The organism is Methylobacterium sp. J-001 (genome assembly GCF_022829565.1).
GTDB lineage: Bacteria > Pseudomonadota > Alphaproteobacteria > Rhizobiales > Beijerinckiaceae > Methylobacterium.
Window position 1 is genome coordinate 100,925 of the sequence record NZ_JAKSYN010000210.1, and the last position, 23,503, is coordinate 124,427.

24 protein-coding genes and 3 pseudogenes are annotated in these 23,503 nt (G+C 69.6%); 8 read left to right on the forward strand and 19 right to left on the reverse strand.

Going from position 1 to position 23,503, the window contains the following annotated elements; genetic code table 11:
* Nucleotides 1-4 precede the first annotated feature (4 nt).
* Nucleotides 5-790 (reverse strand): cobalamin-binding protein, encoded by a 786-nt coding sequence (locus MKK65_RS27850; protein ID WP_243961383.1) that lies wholly within the window; start codon nt 788-790, stop codon nt 5-7.
* A gap of 16 nt (nt 791-806) precedes the next feature.
* The gene (locus MKK65_RS27855; RefSeq protein WP_243961385.1) at nt 807-1,328 is read right to left on the reverse strand and encodes a DedA family protein; all 522 of its coding nucleotides are present in this window, start codon (nt 1,326-1,328) and stop codon (nt 807-809) included.
* A gap of 673 nt (nt 1,329-2,001) precedes the next feature.
* Between MKK65_RS27855 and MKK65_RS27860 the strand changes: the two genes are divergently transcribed.
* Nucleotides 2,002-2,271 (forward strand): hypothetical protein, encoded by a 270-nt coding sequence (locus tag MKK65_RS27860; protein ID WP_243961387.1) that lies wholly within the window; start codon nt 2,002-2,004, stop codon nt 2,269-2,271.
* A 458-nt stretch (nt 2,272-2,729) separates the two neighbouring features.
* Here the strand turns inward: MKK65_RS27860 and MKK65_RS27865 are convergent.
* Nucleotides 2,730-3,809, reverse strand: a pseudogene (locus MKK65_RS27865) (IS3 family transposase); the annotation flags it as partial.
* 166 nt (nt 3,810-3,975) lie between these two features.
* On the opposite strand from MKK65_RS27865, the gene pdxY reads away from it, so the two are divergent.
* Nucleotides 3,976-4,824: a pyridoxal kinase PdxY gene (gene pdxY, locus MKK65_RS27870; RefSeq protein ID WP_243961389.1), complete on the forward strand. Its 849-nt coding sequence runs from the start codon at nt 3,976-3,978 to the stop codon at nt 4,822-4,824.
* Between the two features lie 27 nt (nt 4,825-4,851).
* On the opposite strand, the gene MKK65_RS27875 is transcribed toward pdxY, so the two are convergent.
* Nucleotides 4,852-5,331, reverse strand: a complete 480-nt coding sequence (locus MKK65_RS27875) for an OsmC family protein (RefSeq protein ID WP_243961391.1) — start codon at nt 5,329-5,331, stop codon at nt 4,852-4,854.
* A 154-nt stretch (nt 5,332-5,485) separates the two neighbouring features.
* On the opposite strand from MKK65_RS27875, the gene MKK65_RS27880 reads away from it, so the two are divergent.
* Both MKK65_RS27880 and MKK65_RS27885 read left to right on the forward strand, forming a co-directional pair.
* Nucleotides 5,486-6,370 (forward strand): PhzF family phenazine biosynthesis protein, encoded by an 885-nt coding sequence (locus MKK65_RS27880; protein ID WP_243961392.1) that lies wholly within the window; start codon nt 5,486-5,488, stop codon nt 6,368-6,370.
* Nucleotides 6,371-6,401: 31 nt separating this feature from the next.
* Nucleotides 6,402-7,067, forward strand: a complete 666-nt coding sequence (locus tag MKK65_RS27885) for an NUDIX hydrolase (protein ID WP_243961415.1) — start codon at nt 6,402-6,404, stop codon at nt 7,065-7,067.
* 71 nt (nt 7,068-7,138) lie between these two features.
* Here the strand turns inward: MKK65_RS27885 and MKK65_RS27890 are convergent, their stop codons facing one another.
* From MKK65_RS27890 to MKK65_RS27930, 9 genes are all read right to left on the reverse strand, one after another.
* On the reverse strand, nt 7,139-7,366 hold the full coding sequence (locus MKK65_RS27890; RefSeq protein WP_058191927.1) for a hypothetical protein: 228 nt from the start codon (nt 7,364-7,366) through the stop codon (nt 7,139-7,141).
* A gap of 83 nt (nt 7,367-7,449) precedes the next feature.
* A complete protein-coding gene (locus MKK65_RS27895) occupies nt 7,450-8,127 on the reverse strand; it encodes a helix-turn-helix transcriptional regulator (RefSeq protein ID WP_243961394.1) in 678 nt (225 codons plus the stop codon).
* An 85-nt stretch (nt 8,128-8,212) separates the two neighbouring features.
* Nucleotides 8,213-8,980: an anti-sigma factor family protein gene (locus MKK65_RS27900; protein WP_243961395.1), complete on the reverse strand. Its 768-nt coding sequence runs from the start codon at nt 8,978-8,980 to the stop codon at nt 8,213-8,215.
* Nucleotides 8,977-9,519, reverse strand: a complete 543-nt coding sequence (locus MKK65_RS27905; protein WP_243961396.1) for a sigma-70 family RNA polymerase sigma factor — start codon at nt 9,517-9,519, stop codon at nt 8,977-8,979. The genes MKK65_RS27900 and MKK65_RS27905 overlap by 4 nt, the downstream gene beginning before the upstream one ends.
* Before the next feature lie 177 nt (nt 9,520-9,696).
* A complete protein-coding gene (argC, locus tag MKK65_RS27910) occupies nt 9,697-10,647 on the reverse strand; it encodes an N-acetyl-gamma-glutamyl-phosphate reductase (RefSeq protein WP_243961397.1) in 951 nt (316 codons plus the stop codon).
* Between the two features lie 78 nt (nt 10,648-10,725).
* A complete protein-coding gene (locus MKK65_RS27915; protein WP_243961398.1) occupies nt 10,726-11,214 on the reverse strand; it encodes a YidB family protein in 489 nt (162 codons plus the stop codon).
* Between the two features lie 290 nt (nt 11,215-11,504).
* Nucleotides 11,505-12,425, reverse strand: a complete 921-nt coding sequence (locus tag MKK65_RS27920) for a PhnA-like protein (RefSeq protein ID WP_243961399.1) — start codon at nt 12,423-12,425, stop codon at nt 11,505-11,507.
* A 40-nt stretch (nt 12,426-12,465) separates the two neighbouring features.
* The gene (locus tag MKK65_RS27925; protein WP_058191934.1) at nt 12,466-12,810 is read right to left on the reverse strand and encodes a CsbD family protein; all 345 of its coding nucleotides are present in this window, start codon (nt 12,808-12,810) and stop codon (nt 12,466-12,468) included.
* A gap of 311 nt (nt 12,811-13,121) precedes the next feature.
* Entirely contained in the window at nt 13,122-14,582 is a 1,461-nt protein-coding gene (locus tag MKK65_RS27930; RefSeq protein ID WP_243961400.1) for a helix-turn-helix transcriptional regulator, read from the reverse strand.
* Between the two features lie 174 nt (nt 14,583-14,756).
* On the opposite strand from MKK65_RS27930, the gene MKK65_RS27935 reads away from it, so the two are divergent.
* Together MKK65_RS27935 and MKK65_RS27940 are read left to right on the forward strand one after the other, a co-directional pair.
* Complete coding sequence (locus MKK65_RS27935) at nt 14,757-14,987, forward strand: hypothetical protein (protein ID WP_243961402.1); 231 nt, start codon at nt 14,757-14,759, stop codon at nt 14,985-14,987.
* A gap of 140 nt (nt 14,988-15,127) precedes the next feature.
* Nucleotides 15,128-15,265, forward strand: a pseudogene (locus tag MKK65_RS27940) (type 1 glutamine amidotransferase domain-containing protein); the annotation flags it as partial.
* A gap of 84 nt (nt 15,266-15,349) precedes the next feature.
* Here MKK65_RS27940 and MKK65_RS27945 read toward each other — a convergent pair.
* On the reverse strand, nt 15,350-15,913 hold the full coding sequence (locus MKK65_RS27945) for a TetR/AcrR family transcriptional regulator (RefSeq protein WP_243961404.1): 564 nt from the start codon (nt 15,911-15,913) through the stop codon (nt 15,350-15,352).
* Between the two features lie 125 nt (nt 15,914-16,038).
* On the opposite strand from MKK65_RS27945, the gene MKK65_RS27950 reads away from it, so the two are divergent.
* A complete protein-coding gene (locus MKK65_RS27950) occupies nt 16,039-17,445 on the forward strand; it encodes an amidase (RefSeq protein ID WP_243961405.1) in 1,407 nt (468 codons plus the stop codon).
* Nucleotides 17,446-17,851: 406 nt separating this feature from the next.
* Here the strand turns inward: MKK65_RS27950 and rpsI are convergent, their stop codons facing one another.
* The 5 genes from rpsI to MKK65_RS27975 form a co-directional block, all read right to left on the reverse strand.
* On the reverse strand, nt 17,852-18,337 hold the full coding sequence (rpsI, locus tag MKK65_RS27955) for a 30S ribosomal protein S9 (protein ID WP_058191939.1): 486 nt from the start codon (nt 18,335-18,337) through the stop codon (nt 17,852-17,854).
* A 2-nt stretch (nt 18,338-18,339) separates the two neighbouring features.
* Complete coding sequence (gene rplM, locus MKK65_RS27960) at nt 18,340-18,801, reverse strand: 50S ribosomal protein L13 (protein WP_007565855.1); 462 nt, start codon at nt 18,799-18,801, stop codon at nt 18,340-18,342.
* Between the two features lie 217 nt (nt 18,802-19,018).
* Nucleotides 19,019-19,621 (reverse strand): CoA-binding protein, encoded by a 603-nt coding sequence (locus tag MKK65_RS27965; RefSeq protein WP_058191940.1) that lies wholly within the window; start codon nt 19,619-19,621, stop codon nt 19,019-19,021.
* A gap of 226 nt (nt 19,622-19,847) precedes the next feature.
* Complete coding sequence (locus tag MKK65_RS27970) at nt 19,848-21,152, reverse strand: nucleotide sugar dehydrogenase (RefSeq protein WP_058191941.1); 1,305 nt, start codon at nt 21,150-21,152, stop codon at nt 19,848-19,850.
* Between the two features lie 407 nt (nt 21,153-21,559).
* The gene (locus MKK65_RS27975; RefSeq protein WP_243961406.1) at nt 21,560-22,978 is read right to left on the reverse strand and encodes a M20 family metallopeptidase; all 1,419 of its coding nucleotides are present in this window, start codon (nt 22,976-22,978) and stop codon (nt 21,560-21,562) included.
* 220 nt (nt 22,979-23,198) lie between these two features.
* Here MKK65_RS27975 and MKK65_RS27980 point away from each other — a divergent pair.
* Nucleotides 23,199-23,503, forward strand: a pseudogene (locus tag MKK65_RS27980) (peptide ABC transporter substrate-binding protein); the annotation flags it as partial.

Consider the following 23,503-nt stretch of genomic DNA (forward strand, 5'->3'; position numbering starts at 1 on the left):
TCGATTAAGGGCTTAGTCCCAAAAAAACCTGGATCGCGGCAAAGCCGTCGGTGAGCGCGGCCGGCCCCGGCTGGAGGATCAGCGGGGCTTTGATCTCGTGGATCCGGCCGTCTCGCACCGCCGGGATCGCGTCCCAGCCGGGGCGGGCGCGGATGCGATCGATGTTGACCTTCTTGCCGCACCAGGAGGCCAGGATCACGTCGGGGGCGGCGGCGATCACTTGGTCGGCGGTGACGATCCGGTCCTTCGCGGCAGGCTGCCGACTGAGCTCGGGGAAGACGTCCTGCCCCCCGGCATAGCCGATCAATTCGGAGACCCAACCGATTCCGGAGATCATCGGCGCGTCCCACTCTTCGAAGTACACGCGCAGGCGGGGCGTTCCCTTCGCGCGCTCGTCAGCCCTTTGTAGGGACTCGGCGAAGGATTGGGCGAGCGCCGCGGCCCGCTCCGGAACCCCGACCAGGGCCCCCAGGGTGCGAATCATCGCCAGGCAGCCCGCAACATCCCTCTGGTTGAACAGGTGGACGGCGATACCCGCGCGGGCCAGGTCGGCGACGATGTCGGCCTGGAGGTCGGAAAACGCCAGGACGAGGTCCGGCGCCAGCGCCAGGATCTTGGGGAGGTCGGCGCTGGTGAAGGCCGAAACCCGGGGCTTCTCCCGGCGGACCCGGGGCGGGCGCACCGCGTAGCCCGAGACGCCGACGATCCTTTCCTCCTCGCCCAGAAGGTACAGGGTCTCGACGGTCTCCTCGGTGAGGCAGACGATGCGCTCCGGGGGGAAGCGGCGCATCAGCGGGCCTTGCGGATCATCGGTCGAGCCAGGTGAGCAGCCCGGCCCCGGGGGCGAGCAGCACGAAGGCCCAGACCAGGGCCGAGGCGACGTTGGCCAGCTGGAACGGCAGCCGCGCCAGGCCGAGGGTGCCGGCGAGCAGCGGCACAAGGGCCCGGGCCGGCCCGAAGAAGCGCCCGAGCGCCACCGCGGCGATGCCCCAGCGGCCGATGAAGCGTTCCGCCTTGGCGACGAGGTCGGGATAGCGCCGCAGCGGCCACTTGGTGCGGGCGCCCGGCCCGACCCAGCGCCCGATTTCGTAGGAGAGCCAATCCCCCAGGGCGGCGCCGAGCGCGGCTGCGCCGATCACCGGCCAGAGCGGGATGTCGGCCCCCCCGACCAGGGCGCCGATGCCGATCAGGATCACGGTGGCCGGCACGAACAGCGACAGGATCGCGATCGACTCGCAGAAGGCGAGCCCCCCGGCGATCAGCGGGGTCCAGACCTTGTGCGCCTCGACGAAGGCGAGGGTCGAGCTGCGCAGGGCTTCGATGTCCATAGGCCTCGAGGGGGCGGCAGGGCGAACTGACCCATCTGAGGTGGGGGCGGGCTGGGGACAAGGGTTTTGAGTTCTGGGGTTTGGGTGGAGGTGCAGACAGTAGGCGCCGCCGGGGCCGGTGGCCACAGATTTTGAACTCCGATCAACGTATTGATGATTACTATCATCTCAAGCGGCTGCAGACGCTCCCTTGATTGCATTACGCGCGTTGTGTGTAGGTCGCAGCTCTGAAATGCTAACCTCGCACACTCCATTTGATTTAGTTCGGTCGCTCCTCGGACCGTCACAACATCCTGCAAGCGTACGCTTCTGGTTGCGACCAGCCGTTCGCATAAGGGCACACCACGGAACGAGGCACACCATGATCGGCTGTGGACGGTAGCAAGCCGTTGTATGTTTTGGGAGTCTGCTTCCCCGTATCGACAAAAGCGTCCTAACACTGAGGAGCTGGATAGCCGCCAGCCAGCGTTGGGTCGGTCTTTATAAATCTAGTCTACCGCGTGCAGATCCTGGGCTACAACCCCGATCAGATCGGCTACGTGGTCATGTAATCCGGACTCCCACAAATCGTCATATTTACGATGATACTCCTGCTGATGCCGATTATTGACGCGAGGCTACTCGTCGTCACGGGCACGCTGTCTTCGCCACGAGCTGCTGGATCGAAGTCAGCTTGCCCTACGACGTCGGGGCCGATCAGCTGATCCTACCGCAGCTCCTGCGCGTCATCGGCCAGCCGTTGTTCACGATCACGCTTTCGCAGCACTCACCCGTCGGCCTGAGCCCGAAAAAGACCACCGACGCTTCAGGCCTGTCGAACACGATGCGAAATCGCGGCGGCTTGATTGGCATCGCGATGCTGTCGACGATGATCGACCGGAGCGAGCAAATGCACTTCTCGGTGCTGGCCGAGGCGATCACGGTGAACGTCACGCGCACCTAGGATCGGATTACTGCCCTGGCTGCCGGCCTGCACCCAGCACTTCGCCGACGCGGCAGCCGGTAAGGGAGCCGCCCGCGGCATGCTGGCGGTCCAGGTCTGCCGCGGGGCCTGCGTCATGGCCTATGCCGACGGCTTCTATCTCGTCAGCGTCAGTATCGTGTTGAGCCTCTCCTTGGTCGCCATCGCGAAGAAGCTGCAGCGAGCGGCGGGCCCCTGGTCAGATCCTGTGGCGCGCGATGACGCGTATAGGCGTCTCTGACGTGAAGCAGTAGGCGGCCCACTCTTAGTCTGGGATTGCCCCGGCTTGGTGGCTCTTGCTCATTTTGGCGTGGACGGCGGCGGATTCCCTGGGGCCGATGATCGCCTGAACGGCCATCCCCACCGTGGATGGCATGCATATTCCCTTTGCCATCCTGACCTGACCGGTATTTTTTTGGACCGAGCCAAATGACAGGCTCCTGCATGGTCGCGGCCATGGGTAGCCGGAAGGCCAGCCCCGGGTAGCTGACGGGGGCGGGGGGCCGATAGCCCAGCGACGAATGCGGTCGGACGCAATTGTACCTGGTTTGCCATAGACCGATCACGGTCTGCGCCTCCTTCAGCGAGCAGAAGATCTCCTGGCGTAGGCACTCGTCGCGCAGCTTGCCGTTGAAGCTCTCGCAGTAACCATTCTCCCACGGCGATCCGGGAGCGATGTACTGGATCTGCGAGCCGGCTTTGGTGGCCCATTTGCGCAACGCCTTCGAGATCATTTCCGGGCCCTTGTCGCAGCGGATGTTCTCCGGGATGCCGTGCAGGCACATGGCGTCGGCCAGCGCCTCGATCACGCCCACGCTGTTGATGCGTCGCGCCACCCTCAGCGTCGGGTAAGCCCGGCTATGCTCGTCGATCAGCGTCAGGACCCGAAGCGAGCATCCGTCGCAGCTCCGAGCCTGGACGAAATCGAAGCTCCAGATGTGGTTGCGATGGAGCGGGCGCAGCCGCACGCAGGATCCATCGTTCAGCCATAGGCTTCTGCGCGGTCGGTGCTTCTGCGGGACCTCGAGCCCCTCACGACGCCAGATCCGCTGGCCCGGATCCTTGCCCACCTGCCACCCCGCTGCCTGCAGCAGCGCGCGCGGTGATGCGGCGGTAGCCGTAGCGTCCGTACTCGGACGCCAGGGCGATGATGGCACGGGTCAGCGCATCCTCGTCGGCCGGCAACGTGGACACGTAGCGCTGCGTGCCCCGATGCTGGCCGACGATCCGCTCAGGGGCTACGAGTTTCCCGAGGCGACGTCCGCCAGCACCCGCTTTTCCAAAGACAGATCCGCCACCAGGCGGCGAAGCAGAGCGTTATCACGCTCCAGATCCTTCATCTTCCTAGCCTGATCGACCTTCAGACCGCCATACTCCTTACGCCAGCGGTAAGAGTTCTGTTCAGAGACATCTACCCCCTTACAGGCGACAGCGATACTCTTGCCTTGTGCCATCTGTACCTCAATCTGGCGCAGCATCAGCACGACCTGCTCCGCGCTCGGCCTCTGTCCTCGCTTCATCCCCAGCTCCTCCGGTCCAGGCTGATCCTCTCAATCAGTCCGGTCCAAAACCAGCCGGTCAGGTCACACCAACCATCAAATCTGAGCCACCCGCCCCCGCGCTTGCACCCACGCCCCGGATCGCCGACAGCTTCGGCTCTCGCAACGGAACCGGGGATCACCCGCGTTGAACGTCCTGTCGATCCAGTCCCACGTCGCCTACGGCCATGTCGGCAATGCGTCGGCGGTGTTCCCAATGCAGCGGCTCGGGGTCGAGGTCTGGCCAGTCCACACGGTGCAGTTCTCCAACCACACCGGCTACGGGGCGTGGCGCGGCCCGGTCTTCGAAGCGGCGATGATTCGCGAGGTGGTGCGGGGCATCGGTGAGCGTGGGGTGTTTCCCGCATGCGACGCGGTACTGTCGGGCTATATGGGCTCGGCCGAGATCGGGACAGCGATCCTGGACGCGGTGGCCTCCGTGCGGGCAGCCAACCCCCAGGCTCTCTATTGCTGCGATCCGGTGATCGGCGACGTCGCGGAGGGCGTCTACGTGCGGCCGGGGATCGAGGCGTTTTTACGCGAGCAGGCCGTGCCGGCAGCCGACATCCTCACCCCCAACCAGTTCGAGCTCGATCGGCTCACCGGCCTGCCAAGCCGCACCCGGACCGAGGCCGGGGCGGCGATCGCGGCGCTTCAGGCCCGGGGGCCCCGGGTGGTGCTGGTCACCTCGACGCTCTGCGCGGACACGCCGGCCGACCGCATCGACCTGCTAGCCGGGGCGGGGGGGCAACTGTTCCGGGTCCGCACCCCGCGGCTTGCCATCGCGGTTAACGGTGCGGGCGACTGCATCGCGGCCATGTTCCTGGTTCACTACGCCCGTACCGGTTCGGCCGCCGCAGCGCTGGGCGCCGCCGCCGCCTCGGTCTACGGCCTCTTGAAGCGCACCGCAGCGGCCGGCTCCCGGGAGATCCTCACCGTGGCCGCGCAGGACGAGTATGTGAACCCAAGTGAGACGTTTGCGGTGGAGGCGGTATGAGGGGCCAAGATCAAGCGCGCCGCTCCTTCAATCCCCCGCCCGCACGATCGTCGGCTCGTGGGTCACGGCAAAATTCACCGATCGGGCGATGAAGCACATCGCATGCGCCCGGTGGTGCAGCGCCCGGGCCTCGGCGGCGTCCGACTCGGCGGTGATCGTCACGCGGGGGCGCAGGGTGACGGCGGTGAACTGGCCGGCACCGTCGGCCTCCTCGGTCACGCGGCCCTCGGCGGTATCCGTGTAGGACGTCACCACGATCCCGGCCTGGGCGCAGAGGCCGAGATACCAGAGCTTGTGGCAAGCGCAGAGCGAGGCGACCAGCAGGTCTTCAGGGTTCCACCGGGCCGGGTCGCCTCGAAAGGCTGGGTCCGCCGAACCCGGGATCGGGGGCTTGCCCGGGGCCTCCGCCGCGAAGGCCCGGTCGTAGCCGCGATAGGTCTGGGTGCCGGTGCCCCGGTTGCCGGTCCAGGTCACCGTGACCGGGTAACTGTGCTCTGTCTCGGACATGACGCCCTTCCGGCTGGACCGTCTGGGAAGCGGTGCCGCACTCGGCTAGGCTTCCCAGACCGCGCCGCTCGTATCGCGTCGCGCGGCCGCATAGCTTAGCAAAGCGGGCCGCCGCCGCCAGCCAGCCGCGGGCGCCGCCTGGAGTAAAGATACGATGGCACGCCGCTTCGTCACCCTCGACGTGTTCACCGAGCAAAAGCTCGCCGGCAACCCGCTGGCCGTGGTGTTCGACTCCGAGGGGCTCGACACGGCCGCGATGCAGGCCATCGCCGGGGAGTTCAACCTGTCCGAGACGGTGTTCGTGCTGCCGCCGAGCGAGGCCCGCCACCGGGCGCGGCTGCGGATTTTTACGCCGCTGCACGAGTTGCCGTTTGCCGGCCATCCCACCGTGGGCGCGGCCGTGCTGCTGGCGCTGGAGGGGCCGTCGCAGGGGGATGCCCGGGCCTTCGGCCTGGAGGAGCGGATCGGGATCGTGCCCTGCGTGGTCGAGCCGTTTGCCGACGGCAGCGGCGGGCGGGCGCGGTTCAAGCTGCCGGCCCTGCCGGAATTCCTGGGGGAGGGGCCGGATCCGGCGGTGCTGGCGCCGCTCCTCGGGCTGGCGCCCGGCGATATCGGCACCGGCCGTCACGTCCCGAGCCGCCACGGGGTCGGGCCGAGCTTCACCTGCGTGCCCATCGCCACGGTGGCGGCACTCGACGCCGCAAAACCCGCCCAGGGACCCGAGGCCGCCGACGGGCTCTATCTCTACGCCCCCGATCCCGAGGGTAAAGGCCAGAGCTGGCGCGTGCGGATGTTCGCGCCCCATCTCGGCGTCACGGAGGACCCGGCCACCGGCTCGGCGGCCGCCGCCTTCGCGGGGGTGCTGATGCAGTTCGAGACCCTGGGGGCGGGCACCCACGACGTGGCGATCCGCCAGGGCGAGGCCTTGGGCCGGCCGAGCGACATCGCGCTCCAGCTCACGATCGCGGCCGGCGCCCTGCGCTCGGTGGAGATCGGCGGCGCGGCCGTGATCGTGTCGGACGGACGTTTACGTGTCTGACGGCTTCCGGATCACTCGGCTCGCCGGCGTCATGGCCCGGCTCGTCGCCCACGACTGGCCGTTTTCCCGGGACGACGCGGACGCCATCGCCGCCCATTGGCAGGCGCGGCTCGCCGGCAGCCCCGGGATGTTCGACGGCACCGTGCTGCTCGGCAGCGCCTGCGCGGTCGCGGCCGGGATCGCCCGGGTCGATCTGTTCGCGGCAACCTATTCGAGCTTCATCGCCTACCGGGACCGGGGGCGGGAGGAGGGCGGGGTGGTCAACGCCTTCGCGGCGATCGTGCCCTGGAGCGCCGACGGCGCCGTCCTGCTCGGCGCGATGGGCGCCCACACGGCCAATGCCGGCCAGCTCTACTTCCCCTGCGGCACCCCGGACCTCGACGACGTGTGCGGCGCCACCGTCGACCTCGCCGGCAGCGCCGCCCGGGAGCTCGCCGAGGAGACCGGCCTCGTCCTGCCGGAGGATGCGGCGACCGGCTGGGTGATGCTCGAAGGGGAGGGGCAGCTCGCCTTCCTGCGGCCGGTGCGGTTCCCGGAGCCGGCGGAGGCCCTGTGTGCGCGCATCGAGGCGCATCGCCGCCAGGAGGCCGAGCCGGAACTCGCCGGGATCCACGTGGCCCGGGCCGCGGGCGGCCCCGAGGCGGCCCGGATGCCGGGCTTCGTGCGGGCCTATCTGGCGGATGCGTTCGGGGCGTAGCCTGTCGAAGGCCGGCTGCGACGAAGCCCGGGCGCGGGCGCGCGGCTGCGCGATTCCGGCCCCCATCGGTCTCACCGCACCGCGGGCGTCAGGCCCCCCGGCATCGGGACCGCCGGCCCCGGGGACGCCTTGCCGCCGATGGCGGCGTGCTGGGCGCAGCCGGTGTCGCAGAAGGCCCGCAGGGTGCGCCGGTCCAGGCCGACATCGCACAGCACATCGTCGTCGAGCGCCGAGAGGAGACGGTAATTCCGCGCCGCCGACCGTCGAGCCTGGATGGATTTCAGGATCGCCACAATCATATCTCGCTCTCCTCCCCGGCGAATACGGATTTCGCGTCGCGCATCGACACGGTGGAGCGTGGCTCTGTTTCAAACGTCCCGCATCACGCATTTGAACGAGGGCGGGATGGGAGGTCGACCGGTCCCGCACAGATGGGGTCGGCGGCCGGGATCGGCAGCGGGCAGAGCAGCAGGAGGCGCATCAGCTCGGCCTGCCGGCGGGTGCCGGTCTTCTCGAACAGGCGGCGCAGATGCGCGCGGGCGGTATGCAGGGTGACCCGGCGCCGGGCCGCGCTCGCCGCGAGGTCGTGCCCGGCCAGGATGTCAATGGCGATCGCCGCCTCGGCGGGGGTGAAGCCGAACTGGTCCTGCAGCACGGCCGGGTCCGGCAGCGGCGCGGCGTCGGGATCGACGACGCGCAGGAGCACGGCGTTGCCGGGGATCGCGCAGGCGGCGATCAGGAGGGTGCCGGTCTCGCCCGCGAGCCGGACGGAGCAGCCGGCGCCGATGGCGCAGCGGGCGATGAGCCGGCCGAACGCCGCGCCGTGCTCGGGCGATCCGCTGCACAGGCATCCGTTCCGGAGGCGCAGCTGACCCCGGTGGATCAGGGCCTGGGCGGCACGGTTCAGGAAAAGCGTGCGTCCGGAGCGGTCGATGATCGCCACCCCCTCCTCGAAATGCTCGATCAGACGGTGCAGCGCGGTCTCCACCGGGACCGGGTCAAGTCCTGGGACGCCGGACCCGCAGGCCGGGCGCGCGTCTCGGTCCAAAATCGCAATCACGCGCGGCCCTCGTCGGCTCGATGCGGATGACGGGATGCAGAACCCGGGTCCCCGCGCAGTTATTCCCGGGCCGGGCGCGAAATCGTCAGCGTGGCCGGGCGGTCCGGGCGCGGTACAGCTCGACGAAGCCGCGCAGGTCCCGGGCGTTGAGGTCCGACACCGCCCAGTAGGTGAGGTCGCCCGCCTCCCAGCGCTCGAGGAACGTCCCGTCCCGGCGGGCCTCGCCGGCCTGCGCGCCGCCGGTCGCCGGGACCACTGTGACGCTGATCACGTGCCGGTCGTGGCGGTAGACCAGGGTCGGCACCGGCTGGCCGTCGACGATGTCGATCCGGCCGCCGACCAGGGGGTAGCCCCGGTCGGACAGGTCGGGGGCGTCGGGCGCGATGGTGGTGCGGCCGTTGAACCAGGGCTTGACCACGTGCCCGTCGGCGGAGGCGATGTCGAAGGGCTGCGGCGCGGCCAGGCCCCGCAGATGGCCGGCCAGCACGGCCTCGCCCACCGGGGACGGGGCCTCGGCGGTTCCGAGGGGAACGATCCCGCCGAGCGACGCGCCGATGGCGATCCCGGCCACCAGCGTCGCGGCCAGTGCCGGCCAGGCGCCGAGCCGGGAGCGGCGGGGCTCCGGGTCGGCGAACCCGATCTGCCGGACGATCCGCCCCCGCAGGGTCTCGGGGGCCGGCACCTCCGCGAGGGTCGCGCGCACGGCGCCCGAGAGGCCGCGCAAGCGCGCGGCCCGCGCGCGCAGGTCCGGCTCGGCCGCGAGGCGGCGCTCCATGGCCAGCACTTCGCCGGGCGACAATTCACCGTCGGCGTAGGCGCTCAGCAGCAGGAGGGTTTCGTCGTCGCCGGTCATCGCCCGTCCTTCGCGAGCCGTTCGAGCAGGTGCTGGCGCGCCCGCGCCAGGCGCGACATCACGGTCCCGATCGGCACGCCCGTCACCTCGGCGATCTCCCGGTAGCCGAGACCGTGATACTCGCGCAGGACCAGCGCCTCCCGGAACGGGACCGGCAGCGCCGCGATCGCCCGGCCGAGCCGCCCGGCCTCGTCGCGGGCGATGAGCGTGGCCTCGGGGGTCTCCGGCGCCTCGGCGAGACCGCTCCCGGCATCCAGGGCGGCCCGGGCCTCCGGGGCGAGGTCCTCGGCGAAGATCACCGCCCGGGGCCGGTGCCGCTGCAGCCAGGAATAGCCGGTGTTGCGGACGATGGTCAGGAACCACGCCCTCGCGTTCCCCTCCGCGAAGGTCTCGATCGCCCGGTAGGCGCGCAGACACGCCTCCTGCATCACGTCCTCGGCGTCGGTGGCGTTGCCGGTGAGCCAGTGCGCGAGCCGGTAGCCATCATCGAGGCGGGGCAGGACCAATTGGCTGAAGCGCGCACGGGCGAGCGTCGTCACGCGCCGCCGCCCCCCGGATCGCTCGCTCGCGCCGCCATCGGCCGCCCACCCCGAAGCTCCGCCCCCGGACTGAGAACCGTCGGGCCGCCCCAGTTATTCCCGGGGGCATGAGCATCATCCCGAACGGTGGTTGCCGGCTTTCAGATAACGATGATGCACAATCAGAGCTTCGAAAAATCAGGCGTCGAGCCCGAGCATCAGCCCGAGATTCTGCACCGCCGCCCCGGAGGCGCCCTTGCCGAGATTGTCGAGGCGCGCCACCAGCACCGCCTGCCCGTGCTCGGACGAGCCGAACACCCGCAGCTCCAGCCGGTCGGTGTCGTTGAGATCCTCGGGCGTGATCTTCTCGCGGTGGGCGCCGGTCTCGGCGCCGGTCGTCACCTGGACCAGGGGCTGGCCGGCGTACCAGTCGCGCAGGGCCGCCTCCAGGTCGCCGGCCGCGGGCTTGCCCGGCAGCGCGTCGAGGTGGAGCGGGACGCTCACCAGCATGCCCTGACGGAAATTGCCCACCGACGGCACGAAGATCGGCCGCCGGGTGAGCCCGCTGTACAGTTGGAGTTCCGGCACGTGCTTGTGGGCGAAGCCGAGGCCGTAGAGCAGGAACGGCGCCGCGCTGCCCCGCTCGTATTCCTCGATCATGCCCTTGCCGCCGCCGCTATAGCCGCTGACCGCGTTGACGCTGATGGGGAAATCCGCCGGGATCAGGCCGGCTTCGACCAGGGGGCGCAGGAGCGCGATGCCGCCGGTCGGGTAGCAGCCGGGATTGGCCACCCGCCGGGCGCCGGCCACGGCTGCGCCCTGCTCCCGGGTCATCTCCGGGAAGCCATAGGTCCAGCCGGGGGCGACCCGGTGGGCGGTGCTGGCATCGAGGATGCGCGGGCCGCCGCCCGGCAGGCTGTCGGCGAGCGCCACCGTCTCCTTGGCGGCGTCGTCCGGCAGGCACAGGACGGCGAGGTCGACCTCGGCAAGCAGCGCGCGCTTGGCCGCCGGGTCCTTCCGGTGCTCGGCTGCGATGCTGCGCAGGGTGACGCGTCCGTCGCGCTCCAGGCGCTCGCGGATGCCGAGGCCGGTAGTGCCGGCCTCGCCGTCGATGAACACGATGGGCCGTGTGGCTGCTTCGCTCGCCATGATCCGTCTCGCAGGCCAGAATCACACCCGGCCGTTACGGTCCGGGGGTGAGGCCTGCGGACGCCCCTGTCAACGCCGTCAGGTCGGCAGGCGGCCGTCGGGCGAGTAGCGGTCGATCGCCGAGGGCAGCTCGCGGGACAGGCGGGCCAGCAGGGCGGCCCGGCTGAGCCCGGTCTGCTGGGTCAGGTGGTCGAGGGTCTCGGGCCCGATGGCGCGCTCGAGGTCGGTCTCGGGGATGGCGCGGTTGGTGCCGTGATTGATCCAAGAGGTCGCGGTCTCGCCGTGCCCGCCCTTGGTGAAGTGGTCGACCAGCTCGCTGAGGCCGCTGGCGATCAGGCCGCCGACCCCCGCCGTCCCGGCACCGCCGAGCAAGCCGCCGAGGCGGGAAAAGGTATCGCTGCTGCCTGTCCCGCTCGTGTGGGCGGGATTCGGCACGGACGGGACGGGGGACGGGCTGGTCCCGTGTTCGTGGCCCTTCAACAGCTCGGCGAGCTTGTCGCGGTTCTGGTAGCCGGCCACGGCCAGAAGGCCCAGCAGCGCGGTCATCGAGGGGTAACCCTTGCTCATGGCGTGTCCTCTCGGGTGTCCACCGAATTCGGTTCGCTGACGGGCCCCGGTCGGCAGATTCCGGGGCCCGCGAAGGGGCTCAGTGGGGGCGGCGCGACGGGGCTGCCGACCGGCCGGCGAAGCGGCGGCCGACATAGGCGATCAGCTTCGGCAGGACGAAGATGGTGAGGAGCTTGCGGATCATCGGGGTTCTCCGTGGGGGCGACGGGGGCAGTGAGGGCGTCGGCGGCCAGATCGGAGTCCGGCCGCCGGTCGGGAGATCGCCGCGCGGTGCGCGGGGATCGCGGGTCTCAGGCGCGGCGGGTGCCGTAGGAATCGACCAGGGTCTCGGTCTTCGGGGCGCCGAGGCGGCCGCCCAGGAAAGCGGCCAGCGCGCCGAGGATCAGGGCGAGGGCGGCGTAGAAGGCGCCCTGGGTAGCCGCCGACTTGGCGGCGACGGCCGCGGCCTCAGCCTTCTGCTTGGCCGTGGCGACCGCCTGGTCGTACTGCTTCTCGTAGTCCTGGATCTGCTGCTTTGCCTGATCGACCGGGATGCCCTGCGCCTTGGCGAGTGCGTCGGCCGCTCGGGTCTCGGCCTGCTGCTTCTGGGCCGGGTCACCGGTCAGAACCGCGCGGACCGCCGCCACGGCCGCGTCACGCGCCGCCTGCGGATCCTGGCCGGACGCCTGCTGGCGCACGGTGCTCTCGATCCCGTCGAGCGGGTTCGAGATTTTGGACAGCGAGGGTGCCGCGGCCTGGGCCGCCGTCTGCACGGTGCCGCCGACCAGGTTGCCGGCACCGCTGAGCGTGGTGGCCACGCCGTTGAAGGCGCCGCCGACGATCCCGCCCACCGCCGAGGTCAGCAGGTAGAGGACGACCAGGGTGGTCACCGACCAGGAGACCAGGCCGTGCAGGCCGGCCGCGCCGCCCACCGGCTTGCCCGAGAGCCGCCCGGCCAGAAAGCCGCCGATCAGCGAGGCGACGATGCCCGAGGCCACGAACCAGATGCCGGCGCTCATCGACAGGGTCGAGGCGGCGGGGTTGTCGGCGGCATTCATGCCGACGCTCGACAGGCCGATGCCGACACCGAGCATGTTCAGGATCACCTGGGCGACCAGCGCCGTGGTGGCGCCGGCGAAGATCGCACCCCACGACACCTGGTGGAGAAGGACGGTGCGCGCGTCGCTCGTATGAGCGAGCGGCGCGGTCGAGAGGTTGGGGGATGCGGTCACTGTGTACTCCTGGTCGTCGGGTCGAGAAGGGCGCTCGCGCTCAGCGGCGGGCGTGCATGAGGAGGGCGAGGCCGTAGCCGACGGCGCCGGCGATCAGCAGCGCGACGAGCGGGCTCTCCTCGACCTGCTGGGCCACGGCGCGGGTGCCCCGGCGGGCGTAGTCGCCGGCATGCTGGTAGGCGTCCTCGGCGTAGTGGCCGGCCTCGTTGGCGACGGTGCGGGCCGTGTCCTTGGCCTGGCCGTAGAGGTTCTCAGCCGAGCCCTGTGCCTCGCGGAAGCGCCCCTCGACCGAGTCGCCCTTCGAGCCGGTGAGGTCGCCCACGGCGCCCTGGGCCTTGCCGACGAATTCCTTGGCGGCGCCGGTCACGCGATCGGTATCAACCATGATGTCTCTCCTGTTTGTGCGTTGAGGTCTGGGGTGTCTGGTGTGCGCCGCTCGACCCGGATGGCGCGTGGCGCGGCCTCCCGGGTTTCGCGTCGGACTTCTGCGAAGCGTGTGGAGCCCGGCCCGTCGCGGCGATGCCGCGCCTCCGGGCCGATGGCTCCCATCAGTGAACCCGAGATCGGACTGGGAGTTGCCGGCATGTTCGTCTCGACTTCGAAATTGGCGTGTCCCGCGCGGTGAATTCGACGAAGACCGCAGGTGGGGCCTGATTTGCTCAGATCAATAGTGAATTCATACCGGTATTCTCCGACTTATGTACTGGCCTCCCTGGTGGTGAAGCCGTTGTCTCGGCCCCACACGATCACCTCGGTGCGCTTGTGGACGCCGAGCTTGCGGTAGAGCGAGGCGGCGTGGTTGCGCACGGTGTTGCGCGACAGGTTCAGCCGCTTGGCGATGGCCTCGTCCGAGAGGCCGGCGCAGACCAGCCCGAGGATCTGGCGCTCCCGGACCGTGAGGCTCTGGACGCCCTCGTCGGCGCTGTCGCGGCCGGGATGCCGGAGGCCGGCGAGCTTCTCGATCAGGCCGCGGCTGAACCACGAGGTATCGGCCATCACGGTCTCGATCGCGGTGAACAGCTCGCGCTCGGACCGCTTGCGCTCGGTGATGTCCTGCAGCACCGCGAGCACGTAGTCGTCCTCGCCGATCACCACCCGCTCGGCCGACACGAGGCAGTCGATCTCGGTCCCGTCCTCGTGGCGCATGCAGGTCTCGAGGCCGAGCACGTAGCCCGTGCGCCGGACCGTCGCTTCGAACTTGGCGCGGGCGGAATCCGACACCCACAGACCCATCTCCTCGGCGGAGCGTCCGACGGTCTTGTCCTGGCCGTAGCCGAAGATCCGCGGGAAGGCCTCGTTGATGGCCGTGACGGCGAAGCCGTCGGCCCGGGCGAGCAGCGTCGGCACCGGCGTCATCCGGAACGCGGTGGCAAAGCGCGCCTCGCTCTGGCGCAGGGAGGTCTCGGCCTTCTTGCGCAGCTCCAGATCCGCGAAGGTGAAGAGCATGCACGGCTCATCGCCCATCTCGATCGGCTGTCCGGCCACGATGACGAAGCGGGTGCCGCCATCCGGCAGGTGCAGGCAGGCCTCCATCTGGGGGATGGTCGCGCCCGCATTGAGCCGCGTTACGGCCAGCTCGCGCTGCTTGGCATCGGCCAGCACGTCGACCTCGTAGACGCTGCGCCCGATCACCGCGTCGCGGGTGTGGCCGGTCATCTCCAGGAAGCCGGCATTGACCCGGACGTGGCGCAGGTCGGACAGCCGGGTGATCACGGCCGGCGCCGGGTTGGCGTTGAAGGTCTTCTCGAACCGCTCCTCGGCCTCGAATTGCGGCGTCACGTTCTGGAGGATCAGCGCCAGGCAGCTCGGCTGCCCCGCGTGGTCGGTGGCGACCAGGCTGCGCAGGGAATGGACGAAGGCGACGTCCGGCTGATCGGTGCGCACCACCTCGACGATGACGTCGTGGAACGTCTCGCCCCGGACCACCCGCTCGATCGGGTAATGCTCGGGCGGCCGGTTGTTGCGGTAGCGGACCGAGAACCGGCCCCGGTAGGCGTCGACGGTCTCGCCCAGTTCCTCCAGGCTGCCGGCCCCATGCATGGCCAGGGCGGCGTCGTTGGCCCAGGTGATCGTCTGGTCCGGCTCGACCAGGATCACGCCCTCGGTCAGGCCGGCGATGATCTGCCTCAGCTCATGTCTGTCGACGCCCGCGGTCACGGTGGTTCGTCTGCCTCGCCTGATGCGATCCGGACTGGATCGGCGGCGGGTAACAGGCGGCGGACCCGGTTGTTCCGTTGTGCGCAACCAATGTGCTGGTATATTTTACTTAGGATCGTAATCGGCCGTCGTGGTGCGACGGAAGTGCGGGCAGCCGAGGTTTTGAACCTTTCGATGCGGGTTTTCGCGCGGGTCGTCGCCCGGCTCCAAAACCCGCCGCCATTCAACGAGAAGCTCCTGGCTGCGCTCACGGCCCTGTCCGATCCCCCGAAGCGCCACTGGCTTGGCGCGACGCTGCCCTCGCCGAAGTGGTCAAGAGAGGGGTCGTTCCTGGTATCGGGCGAGGGCTATGAAACGACCGCGTGGAGCGCGTTTCCCGAACGCGACGGATCTCCCGTGGTGTGAGCCCCATCAGCTTTGGATTGTGCGGCTGCTTGCGACCCAACACAGTCGTACAAGCAGCTACGAGGGCCGCACGAAAGCGGACATAGGCTGGGGTGAAACTCGACGACGCAAATGACCCGTTGCGAACTTTCCGCCGCCCAGCCTCGATCAAGTTCATCGAGACCACGCTCCAGGTCGGCAAGCCCGTTACCCTTATCTGCCACGCCCTTAGCGTGTTGCCTCACAATCAGGGGCCCGACGGCAAGCCGCTGGTCGAGGGCAAGGCCGTCACCGGCTTCGGTCGCCTGCCCCGCGGCGTCCGCCTCCCGACGCAAGCTGCGAGGGCCTAGGGAATGGCCAGCCGGCGCCCGTAACGGCGGGCCCTAGGCTGGTAGAAGCCCCGAGGCCTGGTAGCTCTCGATCAGGCTGTCGAATTGCGCGACGTCCGAGCGGCTCCGCGCGTAGAGTTGGGCGCCGGACACCGCGGCGAAGATCGCCCGCGCCCGCGCCTCGCTCTCCTTAGGCTTCACCGCCCCGGCCATGACCAGCACCTTTGCGAGCCACGCGACGTTGACGTCGGCGAAGCCCCGCGCTTCCCGCTGCACCGTCTCCGGCAGGTTGGCGTACTCGGCCGACATGAAGCTGCATAGGCAAAGCCTGTTCCCGTCCTCCAGCGAGCGCCGGAAGGTGCTCGGGTAGAGCCGTAGGCATTCCAGTGGGTCGCAGGTCTTCTCCAGCATGGCGTCGAGCTCGACCGCGATGTCCTCCCAGTAGCGCCGTGCTACGGCCGCGCCGAGGTCCGCCTTGCTGGCGAAGTGGTGGTAAATACTCGCGGCCTTGATGCCGACCTCGGCGGCGAGGTCGCGGTAGCTTAAGCCGCCGTAGCCGTGCGCCTGCGCGGTCTTCCGCGCGGCGGCCAGGATCGTTTCCTTCGCGTTCGTGCTCACCCTGACTCCGCGTTCAAACTCTAAACCTACCGATCGTTAGTTAGGGATTGACGAACCAAAAATCCAGACCTAATTCCGGCCCTGCCTAACGACAGGTAGGCAAACCATAGGGCAGGGACACGGATATGACTCAGGACATCATCTTCTCCGACGCGACCGGGCTCGCCGAGCTAATCCGGACCAAGCAGCTCTCGGTCGTCGAGGTCGTCCAAGCGCACCTCGACCGCATCGAGGCCATCGACCCCAAGGTCAACGCCATCGTCACCGTCGCGGAAGGCGCGCTCGCCGCCGCGAAGGAGGCCGAGGCCGCGGTCATGGCCGGCAAGGCGCTCGGGCCGCTCCACGGGGTGCCGTTCACCGTGAAGGACTCCATCGACACTGCAGGCGTAATGACCCAGCGGGGCTCGCCGATCTTCAAGGGCCGGGTCCCGGACGCCGACGCCACCAGCGTCGCTCGGATGAAGAAAGCCGGCGGCATCCTGCTCGCCAAGACCAACCTGCCCGAGTTCTCCTACTGGATTGAGAGCGACAACCTGCTCTCCGGCCGCTCCAACAACCCCTGGGACCTCGACCGCACGCCCGGCGGCTCCAGCGGCGGCGAGTCGGCGGCCATCGCGGCGGGCATGTCGCCGTTGGGCCTGGGCACCGACCTGGCTATCTCAGTCCGCGGCCCGGCTGCTCAGACCGGTATCGTCTCGCTGAAAGCCACCCACGGGCGCGTGCCGATGACCGGCATCTGGCCGCGCGCACCGCGCCGCTTCTGGCACGTCGGCCCGATGGCCCGCTCAATCCGCGATCTCGCGCTCGCCTTCTCGCAACTCGCCGGCCCCGACGGGCAGGACGCGTTCGCGAGCAGCACCGTCCCGTTCGACGCCGGTCTCGGCGCCGCGTCCGACCGGAAGCTGCGGGTCGGCTGGATGGTCGGTCCGGGCTTCGGCCCCATCGACACGCAGGTCGCGGCGACCGTAAAGGCGGCGGCCGAGGCCCTCAGGGGTGAGGGGCACCACGTCGAGGAGGTGCGTATCCCGGCTCTTGAGCGCGACTTCGCTCTCGACGTTTTTAACAAGCTCCACGTCATGGAGATGAAACCCGCCTTCCGCGAGGCGACCGCCGGGCACGAGAACCAGATGTACAAGATGGCCAAGACCATGCTGTCGCTGCCCGACACCTCGATGAAGGACTACGTCGCGGCAGAGCAGGCGGCAGAGCGGCTCCGAGACGGCTACGCGGCCCACTTCCGGGACTTCGACGTGCTCATGACCCCGGTGCTGCCCATTCCCGCGCACAAACACGGCATCCAGGAACTCGTCGTTAACGGCGAGACAGTTGACCTGACCTACCTGCAGGGCGCGACCGTGCCCCTGAATGTGACGGGTTTGCCAGGACTGTCGATGCGGTTCGGGACGAGCCGCGAGGGCCTGCCGATCAACGTGCAGTTGGTGGGAAGCTGGCAGGCGGAGACGACTCTCCTGCACGCTGCCTCGGTGCTGGAGGCCGTGAGCCCGGTCCGCGGGCTACATCCGAGCCTCTGACGGGTGCGATCGAGGCCGGAGATCTGTCCGGCCCCGGACCCCTGAGATGGTAAGGTCGTACGGCGGCTGTCTATGGCGTGACGGGCGGCATCGACCCACGGACGTTGTGGCCGCGTGACCGACCATTCCATCTCAACGGCAGCAGTCGGGCTTCAAGCGGCCCTTCAAGTGGGTTCGCCCGAAGGTCGTCTGATGGCGCAAAGCTGTCGGCCGTTCGCTCGGGTTGATCGTCGGCTTTTCAGGTTTCGCCGCCCTAAAGCAGACTGGCAAGAAACCACCCACCGCGGACATTGTGACAGCTGCTCCGGTTGCGTTCAGACCTCGGTCTGCTTCGCCGCACCCGAACACGAAAAAGGGCGGCTCCCGCAGGAACCGCCCTTTCGCAAATCGTCGATAAAACCGGGGATCAGCGCTTCGAGAACTGGAAGCTGCGGCGGGCCTTCTTGCGGCCGTACTTCTTGCGCTCGACCACGCGGGCGTCGCGGGTGAGGAAGCCTTCGCGCTTCAGCGGCGCGCGCAGCTCCGGCTCGTAGTAGGTCAGCGCCTTCGAGAGACCGTGGCGCACGGCGCCGGCCTGACCCGAGAGACCGCCGCCGGCGACCGTGACGTTGATGTCGTACTGGTCGACGCGGCCAGCGATCTCCAGCGGCTGGCGCAGGATCATGCGCAGCACCGGACGGGCGAAGTAGACCTCGACCGGGCGCTTGTTGATCGTGACCGTGCCGTTGCCGGGCTTGATCCAGACGCGGGCGACCGCGTCCTTGCGCTTGCCGGTGGCGTAGGCGCGGCCCTGCGCATCCAGCTTCTGGATGTGGACCGGGGCCTCGTTGGCGGGGTCGACCGCGCCGGTATTCGCCCGGTTGAGGTCGGCGAGGGACTGGAGGGTCGCCATGATCAAGCGCTCACGTTCTTGCGGTTGAGGGCGCCGACGTCGAGCGCCTGCGGCTGCTGGGCGACGTGCGGGTGCTCGGCGCCCTTGTAGACGCGGAGGTTGCCGAGGATCTGCCGGAAGAGCGGGCCGCGGGGCAGCATGCGCTCGACGGCCTTCTCGACGACGCGCTCGGGGAAGCGCCCTTCGAGAATGAACTTGGCCGTGCGCTCCTTGATCCCGCCCGGGTAGCCGGTGTGGTAGTAGTAGCGCTTCTGGACGTACTTGCGGCCGGTGAACTTCACCTTGTCCGCGTTGACGACGATCACGTGGTCACCGCAATCGACGTGGGGCGTGTAGGCGGCCTTGTGCTTGCCGCGCAGGCGCATGGCGACGATCGAGGCGAGGCGGCCGACGACGAGGCCCTCCGCGTCGATCACGATCCACTTCTTGTCGACCTCGGCGGGCTTTAGCGAGGTGGTCTTCATGGTGAGATCCCAGGGTTCCGACGCGCCGGAACCCCGACGGATCGGGACGCGGACAGCCTCGGGGTGCCGAAAAACGAGCCGCCGCGTGGGGAGCACGCGGCGGCGACGGCCGGTGGATAGCCGGGGATACCCGGCCCGTCAACCGATAAAATCGAAATCCCGAAAACGTCATGTTCTGGAATGACTTCGCGTTAGCGGTATCATGATACCGCGCCGCTCACCCCGGGCGCTTGCCCCGCTCGGCGATGGTGAGCCGCTGGACGCCCCGGCCGGCCAGAACCGGCTTGCGCGAGGTCAGGATGCGCGAGTTCACCCCGGTCCAGCCGATCTCGCCCGAGAGCCGGCCGTACTCGATCTTCGGGCAGCGGTTCATGATCACCGTGAGCCCGCGCGCCTCGGCCCGGGCGGCCGCCGCGTCGTCGCGCACGCCGAGCTGCATCCAGATCACCTTCGGCAGCGGGTCGAGGGCGAGCGCCTCGTCCACCAGGGGGCCGGCGGCGGCGGAATTGCGGAAGATCTCGACCATGTCGATCGGCTCCGGGATCTCCGCGAGGGTGGCCACCACCCGCCGCCCGAGCAGATCCTGCCCGGCGAGGCCCGGATTGACCGGAACCACCGCATAGCCCCGGTCGAGCAGGTATTTGAGCACGATCCAGCTCGGGCGGGCCGGGTTCGCGGAGGCGCCGACCAGGGCGATCGTGCGCGTGTCGTTCAGGATTTTTCGGATCTGCGCCTCGGGATAGCGCGCGTGCCGGGCGGCGAAGTCGGGATCCGGCGCGTCCGGGGGCAGCGTCCCTCGGCTGTCATTGGTCTGGTGCATGCCCGCCGCTCCCGCCGTACCATACGGTTTCCCGCTCACGTGCTCGGCCTTTCGACCCGCGCCGTCATCGCGAGCGTAGCGAAGCGACCCAGGGACACGCTACGGTCAGGGATCGCCGCGCGGCCCTAGGTTGCTTCGCTGCGCTCGCAATGACGGTGAGAGTGCAGCGCGCTATCAACGGGACGCCGCATCATCGCAGGGCCATGGTTCGCGCGGAAGGGGGTTGTTAGAGCCGCCAGACCGTATGCCCCAGCGCCCGGAACGCCTCGGCGTCGAACAGCGACTTCACGTCCACGATCAGGCCCCCAGGCCTGAGCCGGGCGGCGATTTCTTCCGGGGTCAGCGCGGCATAGTCCCGGTGCGGCACCGCCACCACCACCGCGTCGGCTGCGTCGGGCAGGTCGGCCCAGTCGACGAGGTCGATGCCGTACTCGGCCCGGGCCTCGTCCTTGCGGGCCCGGGGATCGTGGACCGAGACGGCGCAGCCGAACTCCGCCAGCTCCCGCACGAGGTCGGCCACCTTGGAATTGCGCAGGTCCGCGCAATTCTCCTTGAAGGTCAGGCCGAGCACGATGACCTTCGCCCCCCCGGCGCTGCCACCGTGCTGGACGATCAGCTTGACGGTCTTGCGGGCGACATGGGCGGCCATGCTGTCGTTGATCCGCCGCCCGGCCAGGATCACCTGCGGATGGTGGCCGACCATCGCGGCCTTGTGGGTCAGGTAATAGGGATCGACCCCGATGCAGTGGCCCCCGACCAGCCCCGGGCGGAACGGCAGGAAGTTCCACTTGGTGCCGGCGGCCTGCAGGACCTCCTGGGTGTCGAGGTCGAGCTTGTCGAAGATCTGCGACAGCTCGTTCATCAGCGCGATGTTCAGGTCGCGCTGGGTGTTCTCGATGACCTTGGCGGCCTCCGCGACCCGGATCGACGAGGTCGCGTGGATCCCGGCCGCGATGATCGTCCCGTAGAGCGCGGTGAGCCGCGCCAGGGTCTCCGGGGTGTCGCCGGCCACGATCTTCACGACCTTACTGAGGCTGTGCTCCCGGTCGCCGGGATTGATCCGCTCGGGCGAGTAGCCGACCCAGAAACCCGCCTTCCAGCGCAGGCCGGAATGCTGCTCCAGCACGGGGACGCAGACCTCCTCGGTGGCGCCGGGATAGACCGTGGATTCGAACACCACGATCGCCCCGTCCCGCATGTGCCGCCCGACCAGCGCCGAGGCCTCGGTGAGCAGGCTGAAATCCGGGCTCTGGGCGTCGTCCACCGGGGTCGGCACCGTGACGATGATCACGTCGGCCTCCGACAGGGCGGCCGGGTCGTCGGTGATCGCCAGGCGGGTCGCGGCCCGGAACGAAGCCGGGTCGATCTCCCCGGCCGGGTCGATCCCGTCCCGATAGGCCGCGACCTTGGCGGGGGCGCGCTCGTAGCCGATCGTGCGCAGGCCCTGGCCGAACGCCAAAGCGAGCGGAAGCCCGACATAGCCCAGGCCGACGATGGCCACGCAGGTCGTTTCGGAGGGGGGGACGTCCATCGGTGATGCCGTGCGGGGCGCATGCCGCCTGGATTGGGTCATACCCGCTCGCGGCGGGTTTCGGTATGCGGGAGCGAGGGGGCCACATCGCCTGACATTCTCGTGTCTGTCCTTCCCCCGCAGGGGCTACGACGTTCAGATAGCGGTTTGTGTTGGACGCGACGCGCTCTCCTCCCCCCTTGCGGGGAGGAGTTGGAGGTGGGGGTGGCGCAGAAGGAACCGTTGCGCCCTATCCTGCACCACCCCCACCCCTACCCCTCCCCGCAAGGGGGAGGGGAAAACGTGTTGCGTTTCAGAACCCTGCTTCGAAACAACCCTGTTGTGTGAATCCGCTAGCCCACAAGGGGGCGGGAGAGATGCGTGTCACCGGCTGCAGCCCGCATCATCAGGGGTGTGCGCCCCCCCCCTCACCCCACCGACATCCGCAGCGGCGGCGACACCTCCGGGGGCAGGGGCGAGACGTAGCCGGCGGCGCCGACCCGGCGGGCGAGGTCGGCCTTGGCGGCCTCGCGCAGGGCCGGATCGGTGAGGGCCAGGGCGCCGGTGGCGGCCATGGCCTTGGCGACCTGGACCATCGCTTTGTGGGCGGCCGGGCTGCGACCCTGGGCGACCACCTGCCAGGTGTGGAACGGCGTGCCCACCGCTACCGTGGGCGCGTGGGCCTGGACGGTCGGCACCACCCAGCTCACGTCGCCGACATCGGTGGAGCCCACCGCCGGGTTGCGCGGGGCGTCGAGCGGCACCAGGAAATCGGCGAGCGGCGCCTCGGTGCGCGGCAGCCCGATGGCGCGGAACACGGCATCGATGTCGCCATCGCTGAGCGTGGACCGGATCGCGCCGGCGAAGGCCCGGTCGGCCTCGTCGAAATGCGGGGGCCCGAGCTCATCCATCACCCCGTGGAGCGCCCGCTCCAGCGGGTCGTTGCCCAGCAGGTTCGAGACGGCGCTGACGATCCGCACCTCGACGTGGGTCTCGGTCATCAGCGCGGCGCCCTCGGCGACCTTCTTCACCCGCTCGACCAGGGCGAGCATCCCCGGCAGGTCCCGCGCCCGGATCGAGTAGCGCACCTTCGCGCTCGCCTGGACGACGTTGGGGGCGATGCCACCGGCATCGAGATAGGCGTAGTGCACCCGGGCGTCGGAGGGCATGTGCTCGCGCATGTAGTTCACGCCGACGCTCATCAGCTCCACCGCATCGAGCGCCGAGCGGCCGAGATGCGGCGCAGCGGCCGCGTGGGCGGTCCGGCCGGTGAAGATGAAGTCCGCCCGGGTGTTGGCGAGCGCCACCGGGGGCGCCACCTCCCAGAAGCTGCCCGGGTGCCAGGAGATCGCGATGTCGGCATCCGCGAAGGCGCCCGCCCGGACCAGGAACGCCTTGGCGGCGCCGCCCTCCTCGGCCGGGCAGCCGTAGTAGCGCACGCGGCCGGGGGTGCCGGTCTCGGCGAGCCAGTCCTTCACGGCGGTGGCGGCCAGCAGAGCCGCCGCGCCGAGGAGGTTGTGGCCGCAGCCATGGCCGTGGCCGCCGGCCTCCACCGGCCGGTGCTCGGCGACGCCCGCCTCCTGCGACAGGCCCGGCAGCGCGTCGTACTCGCCCAGGAAGGCGATGACCGGGCCGCCCTCTCCGGCCTCGCCCATCACCGCGGTGGGGATGCCGGCGACCTGCTCGGTGACGCGAAAGCCCTGGTGGCGCAGCTCCGCCGCGTGCTCGGCGCAGGAGCGGACCTCCGTGTAGCAGACCTCCGGCATGCCCCAGACGCGCTCGGAGAGGGCGATCAGCCGCGCCTTCTGCGCATCCACGTGGCGCCACACGGTGTTGCGGTTGTCCATCAGGTCATCTCCAGGCGTGCCGCCGGGCGGTGCCGCACCGCCAGAACGGGTGCGGCGCTTCGCGTATCGGGCCCGTCATGCAGGCCCGGGGCCAGGCTGCCGAGCCCCGGCGACGACGTTTCGCCCCAAGCGTAACTGGCGCGCCCCTTGCCAAGAGCCTTGCCAAAGCCGCACCCAGAAGGAAGCTGAGTGGGTCGTGGCGGCAATCAGGGGTCGATGCATGGACGAGCGGGATCTGCGCGGGCTCATCGGGCGGGTGAAGTCCGGGGACCTGTCACGGCGCAGCTTCGTGCAGCGGATGCTGGCGGTCGGCCTCTCCGCGCCGCTGGCCGGGCTGATGCTGGCCGGGAATGGGGTGGCGATGGCCGCCGACATCCGCGCCGCCTACAAGCCGGCCAAGGCCGGGGGCGGCGGGGCGCTGCGCCTGCTCTGGTGGCAGGCGCCGACCCTGATCAACCCGCATTTCGCCATCGGCACCAAGGACCAGGAGGCTTCCCGGATCTTCTACGAGCCGCTGGCCGCCTG